Origin of the sequence: Anoxybacillus kestanbolensis (assembly GCF_001996285.1) — a bacterium.
GTDB lineage: Bacteria > Bacillota > Bacilli > Bacillales > Anoxybacillaceae > Anoxybacillus > Anoxybacillus kestanbolensis_A.
Window position 1 is genome coordinate 336,771 of record NZ_MQAD01000005.1, and the last position, 18,257, is coordinate 355,027.

Annotated in this window: 12 protein-coding genes; 3 read left to right on the forward strand and 9 right to left on the reverse strand. The window is 42.6% G+C overall.

Annotated features, from left to right (window positions below):
- Positions 1-60 precede the first annotated feature (60 nt).
- The 3 genes from BO219_RS04105 to gabT are packed head-to-tail and all read right to left on the reverse strand — an operon-like array spanning position 61 to position 4,195.
- Complete coding sequence (locus BO219_RS04105; protein WP_077428504.1) at positions 61-1,440, reverse strand: APC family permease; 1,380 nt, start codon at positions 1,438-1,440, stop codon at positions 61-63.
- Positions 1,441-1,451: 11 nt separating this feature from the next.
- Positions 1,452-2,894, reverse strand: coding sequence for an aldehyde dehydrogenase family protein (locus BO219_RS04110; protein WP_171700014.1), 1,443 nt, complete (start codon positions 2,892-2,894; stop codon positions 1,452-1,454).
- Entirely contained in the window at positions 2,894-4,195 is a 1,302-nt protein-coding gene (gabT, locus tag BO219_RS04115) for a 4-aminobutyrate--2-oxoglutarate transaminase (RefSeq protein WP_077428506.1), read from the reverse strand. Before gabT ends, BO219_RS04110 begins: the two co-directional genes overlap by 1 nt.
- A 407-nt stretch (positions 4,196-4,602) precedes the next feature.
- Here gabT and BO219_RS04120 point away from each other — a divergent pair, with 407 nt between their 5' ends.
- On the forward strand, positions 4,603-5,757 hold the full coding sequence (locus tag BO219_RS04120) for a CaiB/BaiF CoA transferase family protein (protein ID WP_077428507.1): 1,155 nt from the start codon (positions 4,603-4,605) through the stop codon (positions 5,755-5,757).
- Positions 5,744-6,937 (forward strand): acyl-CoA dehydrogenase family protein, encoded by a 1,194-nt coding sequence (locus BO219_RS04125; RefSeq protein ID WP_171700015.1) that lies wholly within the window; start codon positions 5,744-5,746, stop codon positions 6,935-6,937. Before BO219_RS04120 ends, BO219_RS04125 begins: the two co-directional genes overlap by 14 nt.
- Before the next feature lie 20 nt (positions 6,938-6,957).
- Here BO219_RS04125 and BO219_RS04130 read toward each other — a convergent pair whose 3' ends face one another.
- From BO219_RS04130 to gltB, 4 genes are all read right to left on the reverse strand, one after another.
- Positions 6,958-7,284 (reverse strand): DUF3870 domain-containing protein, encoded by a 327-nt coding sequence (locus tag BO219_RS04130; RefSeq protein WP_003395822.1) that lies wholly within the window; start codon positions 7,282-7,284, stop codon positions 6,958-6,960.
- Between the two features lie 84 nt (positions 7,285-7,368).
- Entirely contained in the window at positions 7,369-9,084 is a 1,716-nt protein-coding gene (ilvD, locus tag BO219_RS04135) for a dihydroxy-acid dehydratase (RefSeq protein ID WP_077428508.1), read from the reverse strand.
- A 142-nt stretch (positions 9,085-9,226) separates the two neighbouring features.
- The gene (locus tag BO219_RS04140) at positions 9,227-10,672 is read right to left on the reverse strand and encodes a glutamate synthase subunit beta (protein WP_077428509.1); all 1,446 of its coding nucleotides are present in this window, start codon (positions 10,670-10,672) and stop codon (positions 9,227-9,229) included.
- Positions 10,673-10,707: 35 nt separating this feature from the next.
- Entirely contained in the window at positions 10,708-15,243 is a 4,536-nt protein-coding gene (gene gltB, locus BO219_RS04145) for a glutamate synthase large subunit (RefSeq protein ID WP_077428510.1), read from the reverse strand.
- 119 nt (positions 15,244-15,362) lie between these two features.
- Between gltB and gltC the strand changes: the two genes are divergently transcribed.
- Complete coding sequence (gltC, locus tag BO219_RS04150; RefSeq protein WP_077428511.1) at positions 15,363-16,262, forward strand: glutamate biosynthesis transcriptional regulator GltC; 900 nt, start codon at positions 15,363-15,365, stop codon at positions 16,260-16,262.
- 34 nt (positions 16,263-16,296) lie between these two features.
- Here the strand turns inward: gltC and BO219_RS04155 are convergent, their stop codons facing one another.
- Both BO219_RS04155 and BO219_RS04160 read right to left on the reverse strand, forming a co-directional pair.
- Positions 16,297-17,658, reverse strand: a complete 1,362-nt coding sequence (locus tag BO219_RS04155) for a methyl-accepting chemotaxis protein (RefSeq protein ID WP_077428512.1) — start codon at positions 17,656-17,658, stop codon at positions 16,297-16,299.
- Between the two features lie 91 nt (positions 17,659-17,749).
- Positions 17,750-18,145, reverse strand: a complete 396-nt coding sequence (locus BO219_RS04160) for a GtrA family protein (RefSeq protein ID WP_077428513.1) — start codon at positions 18,143-18,145, stop codon at positions 17,750-17,752.
- Positions 18,146-18,257: the final 112 nt, after the last annotated feature.

Consider the following 18,257-nt stretch of genomic DNA (forward strand, 5'->3'; position numbering starts at 1 on the left):
ATACACAAATGAAATCGTTTTATGACCTTATAAAATAATAAAGAGGAGCGTATTGCCCCCCTACATTCGATGTACATGTTCTGTTTGTTCCATCGTTTTTTTCTTTATTCGCCCGATAAAAAATGCACCAATGACCCACCATCCAATAAATATGAGCCACTCATACGGCCAAACGAGCTGTGATGGCATGCCTGGCATGTATAACAAAATAAATCCAATCGACAACACAAGAGCAATCCAACCAACAGCTGATGATTGACCGACTTGAAACGGTCTTGGCATATTCGGTTCTTTTTTGCGTAATGCAATAAATGACCAAGCAACAAGGAAATAAGCGATAATGATGGAGAACCCTCCTGCATCGACAAGCCAAACGAGCATTGGTCTGCCTAGTAGAGGAGCGAATGTGGCGAGCGTTCCAATAAATAAAATCGCGTTTGATGGTGTTTTGTATACAGGATGGATGTGGGCAAACCATTGTGGCAGAAACTCCTCTTTCGCCATCGCATAGAGTACGCGGCTACCTCCGATAATAAATGCGTTCCAACTTGTTAAAATACCAGCTAATCCCCCGATAATAAGCACTTTCGAAAAAAATGAACTGCCTAACGCAGCAGCCATCGCATCTGCTGTTGGAAGCGATGAGTTTGTTAACACATCGTCTGGTAAAATGTAAGATACCGCAAACACAACGGCGACATAAAACAAAACAGCTAGAGCGACAGATAAAATAAGAATTTTTCCAATAGAACGTTGCGGGATTTTCATTTCCTCTGCCGTTTGAGGAATGACGTCAAAACCAACGAACATAAACGGCGTCATGACTAGTACAGCGAGCAAACCAGCTGAACCATCTTTAAATAATGGCTGTAAATTTGCTACTTCTCCGTTTACAAGCGAACCACCTAAAAGTGCCATGCCGACAAGAAAAATGACAAACGTTAATACAACTTGTAGAAAGGCGGCACTTTTTACGCCACGATAGTTAATCCACGTAATGATGATGGAACCGAGCATACCAATCATTACCCAGGAAGCGTTTACATCCCACCCGACAATCGTCCAAAGATAACCAAATTTAAATGTTGGAAATAAATACTCAATGACGGTTGGAAGCGCAACAGCTTCAAACGCAACAACCGATAAATAACCAAGGGCTATTGCCCAAGCAGCGATAAATGAAGCCTTTGGTCCGAGGGCACGTAAAACGAAATAATGTTCCCCTCCTACTTTCGGCATGGCTGATGACAACTCCGCATACGTTAAACCGACAAAAATAACAAGAATTCCTCCAATTAAAAAGGCGATGATTGCACCAAACGCCCCTGCACTTGTGATCCACGTACCTGAGAGTACAACCCATCCCCAACCGATCATCGCACCAAATGCTAATAACAACACATCGAGTTTCGTTAGTACTTTATGAAACTGTTGATCCATCACATATCCCCTCACATATTTGGATGTGGTCGAATAGAAATCGTTTGATATGCTGTAAAAAACTCAATGGCCGCTTGCCCTTGTTCGCGCGTACCTGAACTTGATTGCTTCATCCCGCCAAAAGGTGCTTGTGGTTCTGCCCCACCTGTTTCACTGTTTACTTGCACCATGCCTGCTTCGATATGTTCAATAAAGTAAAGTGCTTTCGATAAGTTGTTTGTAAACAATGACGCACTTAAGCCATAAATGCTGTCGTTTGCCATTTCAATCGCTTCATCAATAGATGCAGCTTCAATTATCGATAGCACAGGCCCAAATATTTCTTCCCTAGCAATAACAGCTTGATGGGAAACAGAGTCAAATACCGTCGGTTCAATATACCACCCCACATCACTACTAGCACCTCCCCCAACAATTAGTCGCCCTTCTTGTTTTCCAATATGGATATAGCGTTGGACCGTTTCAAATTGCCCTTTTGACACAACCGGCCCCATCGTCACTTGTTCATCCATTCCATTGCCGACACGAATGCGCTTCACATGTTCAGTGACACGTTCTCGAAATACGTCCATGACTTCTTTTTCAACGAATACACGACTCGTTGCTGTACAACGTTGTCCCGTTTGCTTCATCGCTCCTTCTACAACAAGTCGAGCAGCAAAATCGACATCGGCGTCACTTAAAACGATCGCTGGATTTTTTCCGCCGAGCTCAAGTTGATATTTTGCTCCACGAGCCGCTGCTTTTTTCGCAATTCCACTACCAATCGCATTCGAACCAGTAAATGTAATGGCATCGACTTTATTGTGTTCAACAATGGCGTCGCCAATCGTACTCCCACGACCAACAACTAAGTTCAAAACACCTGGAGGTAGCCCCGCTTCAACAAACAGTTCAACGATGCGCGCACCCGTAGCACTTGCCTCTAACGCGGGCTTAAATACGACCGTATTGCCGTAAACGAGAGCGGGTGCGATTTTCCATATCGGAATAGCGAGCGGGAAGTTCCATGGAGCGATCACTGCCACGACACCAACTGGAACACGTTTTGTAAAAAATAAGTTTTTCGAATCAAACGACGGTAGTACTTCACCAATTTTTCGCAATCCTTCGCCCGCATAGTAACGTAAAATGGCTGCGCTACGATGTACCTCCCCTCTCGTTTCAGCAAAACGTTTCCCCATTTCCTTCGTAGCCAATTCTGCCAACTCATCCGCATATTTCTCAAATAAATAAGCTACTTTTTGTAAATACGCACCACGCTCTGGGGCGGCCGTTTGTGCCCATTTTTTCTTTGCTTTCACCGCCGCAAACACCGCCTCATCTACATCATGAACAGATGAACCAGCAACGACCGCGACAAGTTCTTTTTGATCGGCTGGGTTGTAACGTTCAATCGTTTCATGTTTCCCTTGGATCCACTCGCCACCAATATAATTTTTCACTTCACGCATCATTTCACCACCTTTTGTTGTACTTCTGCTAGTAAGTCACGCAAAACTGAAAATCCGCGCTCTAGTTGTTCATCGGTCATCACAAGTGGCGGTAAAAAGCGTACAACATTACTGTACAGTCCTGCGCTTAAAAAGATGGCTCCACGTTTCCACGCATTAGAAACAATATATGCCGTTTGTTCTTTCGCCGGCGTTTTTTTCTCGCGATCTGTCACAAGCTCAATCGCGCACATCGCTCCGAGCCCACGTACGTCACCGATAATGTCAAACTGTTGCTTCATTTCGGTTAAAAGTGTCATCATTTTTTCACCTAAATGACGCGCACGCACAACTAATTGTTCTTCTTCGATCACATCTAAAACAGCTAAAGCAGCTGCACATGCAAGCGGACTTCCAGAGAACGTACCGCCAAGCTGGCCGACTTCTGGTGCATCCATCATTTCGCGTCGACCGACGACTGCACTAATTGGCACCCCCGCTCCCATCGACTTTGATAACGTCATCAAATCAGGCGCTACACCAAAGTGCTCCATCGCAAACAGGCGTCCTGTTCGCGCAAAACCTGTTTGAATTTCATCAGCAATCATGACGATGCCGTATTCATCACAAATGCGACGAATCGCTTGCATAAATTTCGCCGACGGAACGACAAATCCCCCTTCTCCTTGTACTGGTTCAATTATGATTGCTGCTACGTGATCAGGGGCTACTTCCGCAACGAAAAACTGTTTCAATGATTCAATGAGTTGGTTATCTACTTCATCTATAGTTTGCTCGTTTGCACGGTAATAGTATGGATACGGAAATTTATACACTTCAGGAGCAAACGGACCAAATCCTTTTTTATATGGCATGACTTTGCTTGTCAGCGACATCGTCAATAACGTTCGACCGTGATACCCCCCTGTAAACGACACAATCGCAGGACGACCGGTGTACTTTCTTGCAATTTTCACCGCATTTTCAACTGCTTCTGCGCCACTATTTAAAAAGATCGTTTTTTTCGGAAAATCACCCGGTGTTAACTCATTTAATTTTTCTGCTAATAACACATACGATTCATAAGGTGTCACATGAAAACAAGGATGAATAAATGTTGCTGCTTGTTGCTGAATGGCAGCGACGACTTTCGGATGACAGTGTCCAACGTTTTGTACACCAATTCCTCCGGCAAAGTCGATATATTCGCGATCATTTATATCTCGAATGATCGCTCCTTTTGCTTCTTTAATAAAAATTTCTGTCACGTTGTACGGCGCTCTTGCAACCGCTTCTTTTCTTCGTTCCATCCAATTCGACATCATCTCTCCTCCTTCGACAAATAAAAAGCCAGTTTAATCATCGTGATGGCACAATGACTAAACTGGCTGGTGCTTATGCGTTGCTCGCCGATCAGACGAGTAAAATAAGCTCCACAGTTTTTGCTTATTTGCTTTTATTTTAAGACAATCTTTTTTGTTTTGTCAAACTATTTTTAAAATAAAAAATATTTACAAAAATAATGTGTTGTTTTATACTAAAAGTAGCTACCCCACTAAACAACGAATCGTTTGGCTTCGGGTAGCAACGTAACGACTTCTTAAAGAACTGTTCCGATTCGACCGACTTTCTTTTCGAAAGGCACGCTCGGATCGTTTATGCCAGTTCCTTTCCTGTACGTTTGAGGGAGGGACTGGCTTTTTTATTACAAAAATATGGAGGTGAACAAATGGTAGGGGCTCTAAATGGTATTCGAGTTGTCGACCTTACACGCGTTCTTGCCGGTCCGTACGCCACGATGATTTTGGGTGATCTTGGAGCGGATGTCATGAAAATTGAAGCACCTGGCGGATCGGATGATACACGATTTTGGGGACCACCGTTCCAAAACGGCATGAGCGCTTACTATGCAGCGGTCAATCGAAATAAGCGGAGCATGACTGTCAACTTAAAAGAAGAAAGCGGAAAAGAAACGATTCGTCAACTCGTTAAAACAGCCGACGTCATTATACACAATTTTAAAACCGGGACAATGGAACGGCTCGGGCTTGGATATGATGATCTTTCTGCCATCAATCCGAAACTCATTTACTGTTCCATTACCGGATTTGGTGAAACGGGACCGTATCGCCATTTAGCTGGCTACGATTATATTATTCAAGCAATGAGCGGTTGGATGAGTATTAACGGTACGGAACAATCTGGACCATTAAAAGTCGGTGTCGCTGTCACAGATATTTTTACAGGTTTATATGCCGCCATTGCCGTGCAAGCAGCGCTTATTGCCCGAGAAAAAACAGGAAGCGGTCAAAAAATTGATTTAAGTTTATTTGACTGTGCCATTAGCGCCCTTGTGAACGTCGCTTCAAATTATTTAATATCTGGCGAAGTGCCAAAACCGTTGGGAAACGATCATCCGAACATCGTTCCATATTCAACGTATGAAGCAAGCGATGGTTTGTTTGTTGTTGCTGTCGGAAACGACCGACAATTTCAAGCACTTTGTGAACTATTAGAAGATCAAACGATCGGTGCGGATGAACGGTTTCAAACAAATGCCGGTCGAGTCACCTATCGTCATGAACTCAATCAACGACTAAACGATGAATTAAAAAAGAAATCGCGTGCAGAATGGCAACGATTATTTGAACAAAAAGGCATTCCTTGTGGTCCTGTGCATACGCTCGATCAAGTGTTTCAGCATCCACAAACGCTCGCACGAAATATGATTATTCGCATGGGTCACCCAGGTGTCGGTGAGTTGAAACTTGTCGGAACACCGCTAAAGTTTTCACATACACCGGTCACATATCGATTGGCACCCCCGCTCGCAGGAGAACACAACTACTTATTTGAAGGAGGAAATAAACATGATGAACTTTGATTTCACGCAAGAACAAGACATGTTGCGACAAACGGTAAGAAAATTTGTCGATAAAGAAATTTTACCTCACATAAAAGAATGGGATGAACGAGGCTATTTTGATCCAAACATTTTGAAGCGCTTAGCGGAATTAAATTTAATGGGTGTATGTATCCCAGAACAATACGGCGGAATGGGAATGGATTATAATTCATTAGCTATTGTTTGTGAAGAATTAGAACGTGGGGATACAGCGTTTCGCACCGCTGTTTCTGTCCATATCGGACTTAATAGTTTAACACTTCTTCAATGGGGAACAGAGGAACAAAAACAAAAATATCTCGTACCACAAGCAAAAGGAGAAAAAATTGGTGCGTTCGGACTTACAGAACCAAACGCTGGCTCAGATGTTGCTGCTATTTCTACAACAGCTGTACGCGACGGGGATGACTACATTTTAAACGGACAAAAAACGTGGATTTCTCTTTGCGACATCGCTGACCATTTCATCGTTTTTGCTTATACAGACAAATCGAAAAAACATCGTGGTATTTCTGCTTTTATTGTTGAACGGACGATGCCCGGTTTTTCATCGCGCGCCATTAAAGGAAAACTCGGCATTCGCGCAGGCAATACAGGTGAGCTGTTTTTCGACAACGTGCGCGTCCCGAAAGAAAATTTACTTGGAGAAGAAGGAGAAGGATTTAAAATTGCGATGTCCGCACTCGATAACGGACGATTTACTGTTGCTGCTGGAGCATGCGGTTTAATTATGGCTTGCTTAGAAGCAAGCGTGAAATATTGTCACGAACGAAAAACGTTCGGAAAAGAAATCGGTCGTCATCAACTTGTACAACAAATGATCGCAAATATGGAGGCAGGCTTACAAATGAGCCGCTTGCTCGTATATAAAGCCGGCTTTTTAAAAAATAAAGGAAGACGAAATACACGTGAAACATCGCTAGCGAAATGGATGGCGTGCGACTTTGCCAACAAAGCGGCTGATGATGCCGTACAAATTCACGGGGCATACGGTTATTCAAATGAATATCCAGTCGAACGATATTTACGTAACTCTAAAGCCCCAGTTATTTACGAAGGAACGCGTGAAATCCATACAATTATGCAAGCAGAGTACGTCCTTGGCTATCGTCAAGACAAACCGCTCCGAAAAATGCTTCCAGCTTGGGAAGAAAAATAGAAGGTGGCTCGTGTCACCTTCTATTTTTCTGCATGCATTTTTTCTTCGAGTTTACAATATTGTTTATACAAATCTTTTAATGCTGCACATAAAGCTTGATTTGCCTTTCCTAAATATCCTTCATGTAATTGAGCAAGCGGTTCGTCGATTCCGTCTTTTAATGAATGACCTTTTAACAACCGTGCCACATAATCACGACCGTGCTCTGTTGCTAACGTACAAGAAGCATCAACGATGACGCCGTACTTTTTATCTACTTCTGCCGTAATCGTCAACGTATCAAATACGCTTTTTGCCGCCATTCCTGAAGGCAATCGCGCATGACCGGCAATAAATTGCGTATTCATCTCCCTCACTCCCATTATCGCTTTACTTCTTTCATTATAACGGAAGCTTGTTTTGGATTTATGAACAACCTTTCGACAAATTTTTTAAATTTTCATAATTCCGCCGGTACTTGCCGATGTGACAAGTTTTGAATAGCGAGCTAAATAACCTGTCTTCACTTTTGGTTCGAATCCTTTCCAGTTTGCTTTTCGTTTTTCCCATTCTTCTTCTGGAACGTGAACATCAATCGTTCGTTTCACAACGTCAATAACAATATGGTCCCCATTTTGCACAAAAGCGATCGGCCCCCCTTCAGCTGCCTCTGGCGATACGTGTCCGATCGATAAGCCGCGAGAAGCGCCAGAGAAACGACCGTCTGTAATGAGCGCTACTTTCGTACCCAATCCCATCCCAACAATTTGCGATGTCGGGGCTAACATTTCTGGCATACCTGGCCCACCTTTTGGTCCTTCGTAACGAATGATGACGACATGCCCAGGTTGTACTTTTCCTGCCGCAATGCCTTCAAGCGCCTCTTCTTGAGAATCAAATACGATCGCCGGTCCTTCATGGCGTGTAATGCCACCTTGAATGCCACCTGTTTTAATAATGGCACCATCTGGCGCTAAATTACCGAACAGTACAGCCAGTCCACCTGTTTCTGAGTACGGATTGTCAATTGGACGAATGACTTCATAGTTTTTTACTTCGCATCCTGCAATGTTTTCACCAAGTGTTTTGCCTGACACCGTCAATGCATCTAAATGAAGGGTGCCTTCTTTTTTCGACAGTTCGTGCAATACTGCAGATACACCACCCGCTTCGTGCAAATCTTCAATATGCATATCTGATGCTGGTGCCAATTTTGCTAGATGCGGCACGCGAGATGCGACCTCGTTAATACGCTCAAGCGGATAGTTAATGCCTGCTTCATTCGCAATCGCTAACGTATGTAGTACTGTGTTCGTCGAACCACCGAGCGCCATATCAAGTGCGAATGCATTGTCAATTGCTTTTTCGGTGACGATGTCGCGCGGTTTAATATCATGCTCGATTAGATACATTAACTGCTGAGCTGAACGTCGTACAAATTCTTTTCGTGCCGGATCAATCGCTAAAATCGTACCGTTACCCGGAAGAGCTAAGCCAAGCGCTTCGGCTAAACAGTTCATCGAATTTGCTGTAAACATTCCTGAACAAGAACCGCATGTCGGGCAACCGTACTGCTCAAGCTCTTGTAGTCCTTTTTCGTCGATTTTCCCTGCCTGATATGCACCAACGCCTTCAAATACAGAGGAAAGCGAGATTTTTTTTCCATCGCTTGTGACACCCGCCTTCATCGGTCCGCCGCTAACAAAAATGGTTGGGATGTTTAAACGCATTGCTGCCATCATCATACCAGGGGTAATTTTATCGCAGTTTGGAATACATACCATCCCGTCAAACCAGTGTGCAGAAACGACTGTTTCGACAGAGTCTGCTATAATTTCGCGGCTCGGCAATGAATAGCGCATACCAATATGTCCCATTGCAATGCCATCGTCTACTCCGATTGTATTCATTTCAAATGGTACTCCGCCTGCTTCTCGAATCGCTTCTTTGACAATTTTTCCAAACTCTTGTAAATGAACATGTCCTGGGATAATATCAATATACGAGTTGACAACCGCAATAAACGGTTTATTGAAATCTTCTTCTTTTACTCCTGCTGCGCGCAATAAACTACGATGTGGTGCGCGATCGAATCCTTTTTTAATCATATCGCTACGCAAAACAAATCCCTCCATCTTTTCTGAACTTGTTAAAAAACATTGTAACATTTTTTAAAATAAAAAAACAATTCTAAAAATAAAAAAACAATTCTAAAAATAAAAAAACAATTCTAAAAATAAAAAACTCTTTTTCTACAAAAAACGCAGAAAAAGAGTTTTTCAAATATGCACTTTCGCAGATGTCCCCCTCTCAATCCCCCATAAGAAAATGATTCATTTCTTTCGCTGCTTCGCGTCCTTCATGAATCGCCCAAACAACAAGGCTTTGTCCACGTCTTGCATCACCTGCGACAAATACACCTTCGACATTCGTCTTGTATGCTTTACTAATTGTCTCGATTCCAAACTGTTGTAAAAGTTGCGGTTCTGGTCTTTCAAAACCAATAGCGATCAATACGAGATCACACGGCCATATTTTCTCTGTACCTGGAATTTCTTTAAATACAGCACGCCCTTGATCATCTATTATTTTTTCCATTTGGATCGTATGCAGTTCTTTTACTCTCCCTCTCTCATCACCAACGATTTTTTTCGTTTGAATACAATATTGACGCGGGTCATTGCCGAACTTCGCTTCCGCTTCTTCATATGCATAGTCAACTGTAAATACAAGCGGGTATTGCGGCCATGGATTATCGTTTGTACGCTCTTTTGGCAATGCCGGATGTTTGCCGAATTGCACAACGCTTTTACATTGTTGCCGCAATGCCGTCGCGACACAGTCAGCCCCTGTATCGCCACCACCGATTACGATGACATGTTTATATTTGGCATCAATAAACGTTTCATCTTTTTCGCCGGTAAGTAGCCATTTTGTCGTCATTGTCAAGTAGTCCATCGCAAAATGAACGCCATCAAGCTCGCGTCCTTCGATCATAAGATCGCGTTGCTTTTGTGCTCCAATACAAAGCACAACCGCATCATATTGTTTGCGCAATTCATCCATCGTCAAATCTTTTCCGACTTCTATGTTTGTAACAAACGTAATTCCTTCTTTTTCAAGCAAGCGTACACGTCTCTCAACAACGTCTTTTCCAAGTTTCATATTCGGAATGCCGTACATCAACAAACCACCAATTCGATCCGCGCGCTCATACACAGTGACAAAATGACCAGCTTGATTTAGTTCATCTGCACAAGCTAAGCCTGCAGGACCAGAGCCAATGACGGCCACCTTTTTTCCGGTTCTCTTTTTCGGAATGCGCGGTTGAACCCACCCTTCCTCAAACGCTTTGTCAATAATCGCTCGTTCAATTCCTTTAATCGCTACTGCCGGATCAGAAATCGCTACTGTACACGATCCTTCGCACGGCGCTGGGCAAACGCGTCCTGTAAATTCCGGGAAATTATTTGTCTTCACTAACCGTTCAAACGCCTCTTTCCATCTTCCACGATACACAAGGTCGTTCCATTCTGGGATGAGATTATGAATCGGACAGCCAGATGTCAAGCCTTGAAGCTCTATGCCCATATGACAAAACGGCGTACCGCAATCCATACATCGCGCACCTTGTCTCGCTAACGTGTCGGTTGAAAATGGAAACGTATATTCATTCCAATCATGTAAACGGGAAAGCGGATCGCGCTTTTTTTCTTCCTCCCGTACATATTCCATAAATCCCGTTGCTTTCCCCATCATTCTCCCCCTTTCACCTATTCGGAAGCGTTCGCCTATTTCGCGACCGCTTCCACCACTTTCACACCTTTTTTGTTTACAACCGTTTCAAACGCCTCAAATACCGCTTCATCGTGTGATAAACCACGCTGCTTCATCGCCTCGATTGTTTCAATCATCAATTTATAGTTTTTCGGGATCACTTTGACGATCCGTTTGACTACATCGTCCCAATTCGCAAGCACATATGCTGCCTTTGGACTTTCTGTATATTTGTAATGTTTCACAATCATTTCGCGCACATCGCTTCTTTCTTTTTCATCGACTAAGGACTCAAATAAAACGAGTTCACAGTTCGCGTTTTTTTGCCACGTATCATCGTAAGCGAATACGTAAGCTACACCACCAGACATTCCAGCAGCAAAATTTTTTCCAACTGATCCGAGAATAACGACGCGCCCTCCGGTCATATACTCACAACCATGATCCCCTACTCCTTCAACGACCGCATGCACGCCGCTATTTCGAACACAAAAACGCTCGCCGGCGCGACCGCGAATATACGCTTCACCGTTCGTCGCTCCATAAAAAGCCACGTTTCCGATAATCACTTGATCGCTACATGCAAACGTTGCCTCGTGCGGCGGACGAATAATAACTTTCCCCCCCGATAAACCTTTTCCGACATAATCATTCGCATCGCCAATTAATGTCATCGTCATTCCTTTTGGTACGAACGCCGCAAAACTTTGCCCAGCGGAACCGTGAAAACATAACTGAATCGTATCTTCTGCAAGCCCTTCTTCACCGTACCGTTTCGATATTTCGCTGCCGACAATCGTGCCAACTGTACGATGAACGTTTTGGATGGCAACTTGCAATTGTACCGGCTCTTTTTGTTCAATTGCTCGCTTGACCGCTGGCAAAATGACCGTATCATCAAGCGTTCGATCAAGATGATGATTTTGTGGTTTAGAAAACGTTCGCGCTCCTTCCACTTGATACAATAAACGCGACAAATCTAAATGTTTCGCTTTCCAATGTCGTTTTACCCGTTCACTTATTTTTAATACGTCCACGCGTCCGACCATTTCCTCGATCGTACGGAAGCCAAGTTGCGCCATGATTTCACGCACCTCTTGAGCAATAAAATACATGAAATTAACGATATGTTCTGGCTTTCCAGTAAATTTTGCCCGCAATTTTGGATTTTGTGTTGCTACACCGACCGGACATGTGTCTAAATGGCAAACGCGCATCATCACGCAACCTAAAACGACAAGTGGAGCGGTCGCAAAACCAAATTCCTCAGCGCCAAATAACGCCGCCATGACGACATCGCGACCAGTCATCAATTTTCCGTCTGTTTCTAATACAACGCGATCACGCAACCCATTTAACATAAGCGTTTGATGCGTTTCAGCTAAACCAAGTTCCCACGGAAGCCCCGCATGTTTAATGCTTGTTTTTGGTGAAGCACCTGTCCCTCCGTCATATCCGCTAATGACGATCACATCTGCCCCGCCTTTAGCCACACCTGCAGCGATCGTGCCAACACCAGATTTTGCAACGAGTTTTACACTAATGCGCGCATCGCGATTTGCATTTTTCAAATCATAAATAAGCTGTGCTAAATCTTCAATGGAATAAATGTCATGATGCGGTGGTGGCGAAATAAGTTCCACACCTGGCGTAGACCCACGCACTTTTCCGATCCACGGATATACTTTATTCGCAGGCAGTTGACCACCTTCTCCAGGCTTTGCTCCTTGCGCCATTTTAATTTGTAGCTCATCGGCATGAACTAAATAATGGCTTTTCACTCCGAAACGGCCAGATGCGATTTGCTTAATTGCACTGCGACGGAAATCGCCATTTTCATCTCTTGTATAGCGACTAGGATCTTCACCACCTTCTCCACTATTACTTTTTCCACCGATGCGATTCATCGCAATCGCAAGCGCTTCATGTGCTTCTTGGCTCAATGAACCGTACGACATCGCCCCCGTTTTAAAGCGACGAACAATCGCCTCTATCGGTTCAACTTCTTCAATCGGAATAGGTGTACGTGTGTCGTCAAACTCAAATAAATTACGTAAAAATGTAAGCTGCTCTTCATTCGCCATCGCAGAATATTGTTTAAACAGCGCATAGTCATTTTTTCGACATGCCCATTGTAACGTATGAATCGTTTTCGGATTAAACGCATGATGTTCCCCGTTTTTCCGCCATTGCAATTCACTTCCAGAATCTAATGTTTCATCATAAGACGTGAAAAACGCTTGCATATGGCGCATTTTTGCTTCTTGGGCAATTTCATTCAAACCGATTCCGCCAATTTGCGACGCTGTTCCGGTGAAATATTGATCGATAACATCATCCCCGATGCCGATCGCTTCAAAAATTTGCGCGCCACGATAACTTTGCACGGTTGAAATACCCATTTTTGACATCACTTTCACAACGCCATCTGTCGCCGCTTTTTTATATGTTTCGACTGCTTTTTCGTATGTCGATTGAAGCACTCCTTTTTCAATCGCTTCTCGAATGGTCGCAAATGCCAAATACGGATTGACTGCATCCGCTCCATATCCGATTAACGCTGCGAAATGATGCACCTCACGCGCTTCTCCACTTTCCACAATTAAACTGACTTTCGTACGTGTCCCTTTTCGAACAAGATGTTGATGTACCGCGCTAACCGCAAGAAGTGTCGGAATCGCTACACGTTGTTCGTTTATGCAACGGTCAGATAAAATAAGTAGCGTTGCACCAGAAGCAATCGCTTCATCCGCCGCTTGACATAATTCATCTAACGCTTCTTTTAAGTTATGTGTAAAAACTGTTGACAATGTCACACTAGCAAATTCACGATACGGACTCATTCGAATGGCGTTTAATTGTTTGTTCGTGATTATTGGTGACTCTAATCGAATGCGACGAGCACAAGATGCATCCGGATTCAACAAATCTCCTTCTTTTCCAAGCAACGTCACTGTTGATGTGACGATGTATTCACGAATCGCATCGATCGGTGGATTTGTTACTTGTGCAAATAGCTGCTTAAAATAATTGAATAAACTTTGCGGTCGATCTGATAAGACGGCTAAAGGTGTATCGTTTCCCATCGCCCCTGTTGGATCTTTTCCTTCCGTTGCCATCGGAATGATTGTTTTTTCCACGTCTTCATACGTATATCCAAACGCTTTTTGCCACGTCAAAAGGTTGTTAAACGGTTGTTCCTGCTCATCTTCGGCATATTCGTCAATAGAAATCATTTGTTCATTCACCCATTGACGATATGGTCGTTCATTGGCAATTTGTTTTTTTATTTCTTCATCAGAAACGATGCGTCCTTGTTCAAAATCAATAAAAAGCATTTTTCCAGGACTTAATCGTTCTTTGTATAAAATATTGTTCGGCTCTACATCGATCACACCTACTTCTGATGAAAAAATAATATAGTCGTCTTTTGTCACATAGTAACGTGCTGGACGAAGGCCATTGCGATCTAAAATCCCTCCAATTTGTTTTCCATTCGTGAACACGATGGCCGTTGGTCCGTCCCACGGCTCCATAAGACAACTATAATATTCATAAAACGCTTTTTTATCATCATCCATCTCTTCATCCCAATACCATGGCTCTGGAATGAGCATCATTGCCGTTTCAGCGAGCGACCTTCCAGCTAGCACAAAAAACTCAAACGCATTATCAAGCATGGAAGAATCGCTTCCGTTCGTATCTAAAATCGGAAGTACTTTTTGTAAATCATCACCAAACATAGGCGATGAAAATTGTTTTTCTCGCGCCATCATCCAATGAATATTGCCTCGTAGCGTATTAATTTCCCCATTATGAATTAAATAACGATTCGGATGTGCCCGCTCCCAGCTCGGAAACGTGTTTGTGCTAAAACGCGAGTGAACGAGCGCAAACGCGGAGCGAAATCGTTCATCTTGTAAATCAATATAAAAAGCATCCAGTTGCTCAGGGGTGACTAGCCCTTTGTAAACGATCGTTCGACTGGATAAACTCGCAAAATAGTACTCATTGTTTTTTACTAACTTTTCTGCTCGTTTACGAATGACATATAACTTTCGCTCAAAATGTTGTTCATCTGTTATATCGTCGCTCGCTGCGATAAAAAGCTGACGAATAAACGGACGACTTTTTTTAGCCAATGTTCCGAGTTTTCCGGCATTAACAGGTACATCTCGCCATCCGAGCAACGTTTGTCCTTCCTCGCAGATGATGTCATTGATTTTCTGTTCTAAAATGCCCCTCTTTTGTTCGTCATGCTCAAAAAAGAAGACCATCCCGACTCCGTAACGCCCTTTTGCAGGAAGTGAAAACGAACAAACGGATCGAAAATAATCATCAGGAATTTGCACCATGATTCCAGCACCGTCACCTGTTTGCGGGTCGCTCCCTTGACCTCCGCGATGCTCTAATTGACGCAACATATGAAGACCTTGCTTGACAATATGATGAGACGCTTCCCCTTTTAAGTGGGCGTATAACCCGATCCCACATGCATCATGTTCAAATTGTGGACAGTACAACCCTTGCGCCTTTGGTAGTCCTCTCATGTGAATCCCCCATTCCGTTATCTTGTATGTATAATTGTAGGTTTCAATAATTATATAAACAATATATAATTTAGATAATATTCATCTCATTTCGAGAACGATAGAAAGAGGTGGAAAAAATGGAATTAAGACAATTAGTTTATTTCACAGAAGTTGCCAAACGGGAACATGTGTCAGAAGCTGCTGAAGCGTTGCATGTCGCTCAATCTGCTGTTAGTCGTCAAATTGCAAATTTAGAGGATGAACTCGGGGTCAAGCTATTCGAACGTGAAGGAAGAAACGTAAAATTAACACCGATCGGCCGCCACTTTTTACAACATATTGAATCGGCATTAAAAGCGATTGACTATGCGAAGCAACAAATTGAAGAATATTTAGATCCAGAGCGCGGAACAATTAAAATTGGTTTTCCAACAAGTCTCGCAAGCTATACGATGCCAATGGTCATTTCCACATTTAAACAAAAACATCCGCACATTTCTTTCCATTTGCGTCAAGGGTCATATAAGTTTTTGATTGATGCAGTGAAAAGGCGAGAAATTGATGTGGCTTTCTTAGGTCCCGTACCAACTGAAGAAAAGGGCATTCAAGGGGATATTTTATTTACCGAGTCGTTCGCCGCACTCATTCCGACAGATCACCCACTTAGTCAAAACCGAAGCATCACTTTAAGTGAATTACGACATGAGCCGTTTGTCATGTTTCCAGAAGGATTTATTTTACGAAAAATAGTAGAAGATGCTTGCAAGCAAGCCGGCTTTTCTCCGATCATTTCATCAGAAGGAGAAGATTTAGATGCAATTAAGGGACTCGTCTCAGCAGGAATCGGAGTGACTTTGCTCCCTGAAAGTACATTTTACGGAACGACACTTCGTTATACAGCGAAAGTCCCGATCGAATTTCCGCTCGTTCGTCGCAACGTCGGAATCATTTTACCAAAATGTGATCTTGCACCTTCTGTCAACGTATTTTATCAGTTCGTAAAACAATTTTTTGCTACGTTAAATCAATACCAGTAAGCCAGCTGATAAGCGCAACTGGCTTACTGTGTGACTACATAGACAAATCGATGCCGACAACTCCAACTACTTGACCTTTTTGGACAATTGGCGCTGAAATGGTCAAACATGGACGCTTTGTCAACGCTGATGTATATATAGAGGAAACGTACACATTACCTTTAGCGGCCTCAACGAACCACGGTCTCGCTTTCGCATTGACAAGACCGGCTGGAGGATTTGAGTAAATGAACGTCCCATCAATGCGATTTGACCAAACAGCTTCCACATTGTCATTCGTCCGCAAAAACTCATTTAAACATTTCTCATGTTCTCTCACATCTAAACAGTCGAGTGGATAAGCATGTAAAAATGATGTGAGTTTTCCTTTCATCCGTTCAATCACATGTAAATCCACAGAAAACATTTGCTCTTGTTCATCTTTTTTTATAATTGTTTGTAACTCGTTTGATGTTTTTTCAATCGCTTCGTTAACCCGTAACATTTGCTCGACATTTCCATGCTGTATTTCCATATGTTTCGCAACCTCATGCGCGTGGTCTTTATTTTCTAACGCGAGTGAAGAAATATATGCAAGCAAAGCGGAAATTTCTTGCATGCTTCCCGTTTGTTCTTCGACTGATTGCGATGAATCATACGCCATAGCCGTCATATGATGAAGCCTTTCTTTAAAATCAGTCAGAAGAGAAAGGACGTTATTCATTTCGCTTGATCCGTTTTCAATTTGTTCTGTCTCTGTTTTCACCATGTGCATTGTCGATGCAATCTCTGATTGAATCGACGACAAAATGTCACGAGTTTGTTCCACAGCAACCGATGTTTGATTAGCTAATTTTCCAACTTCATTGGCGACAACAGAAAATCCCTTCCCATGTTCACCTGCACGCGCTGATTCAATATTTGCATTTAATGCTAAAATACTCGTCCGTTGCGAAATAGAGGCGATCGTTGAAAGAATGTGATGAATTTCCTGTGAACGCTCTACTAACATTTCCATTTGACGAAGTAATGCATAATGCCCTGCCCGCAGATCGTTCATTTCACGTTGAAGATTTTCTAATGAACGTAATGACCGAATAAGTTCATTGCAAGATGCTTCGCTGTCTGCATGAATACGCTGGGAAACATCTGAAATTTTCAACGCCGACTGTTCAATCATCTTCGTCTTTTCTTCTACTTGCATCGTATAAATTACTGTTTTTTCTAAACGATCGATCAGCTGTACAGTGCTTTGTTGTGTAGCACTCGATGTTCGATTAAGTGAATCGGCAGCTAATTTCATTTGCTCTACAACTGCTTTTAGTTGGTCAGCCGCCACTTCAATTTGACTTAGTATCCCACTCGACTTCTCTCCACTAGATTCTTGTACATTCAACCTCTTCTTTAACAAAAACATACACACGCCCCTTATGTTATATTTAATAACATAAATATAACATAAAAAGTGAATAAAACAAACATTTTTTCTTAATATTTAAAAATATATATCACTTTTCTTTACAACACATTTTTTCAGAAAACACCCACATACGACTTCCGATCCAGTTGATCGCCATTCCGCTTATCGTCGCTATCATTTTGTTTAAAACAATCGGAAACATTTCTCTGAAACCGTGTAGCATCATGATCGTCACGATGAGAGAACAAAGGTTTACGGCAAGAAAACGAACGAATTGTTTTTTCCCCCCTCCTACTGATCGAAACGTCCACGCCCGATTCCATATGTAGCTATTGATCACACCTGCACTATAGCCAAACATTTGTGCCCACATATATGGCACATGAAGTGCTATGAGGGAGAAAAATAACAAAAAATCCACAAATGTATTACTCACTCCAACAACAATAAAACGAAACAACGTAACGATGTTATTCAATGTCATGCAACACCTTCTTAAAAAATTTACAAATTCATATTGGATTTTTATGTTAATATAAAAAGGTGAGGAATTTCAACTCATACAAAAATATCCATATCAATAAAAGGAGCTATCA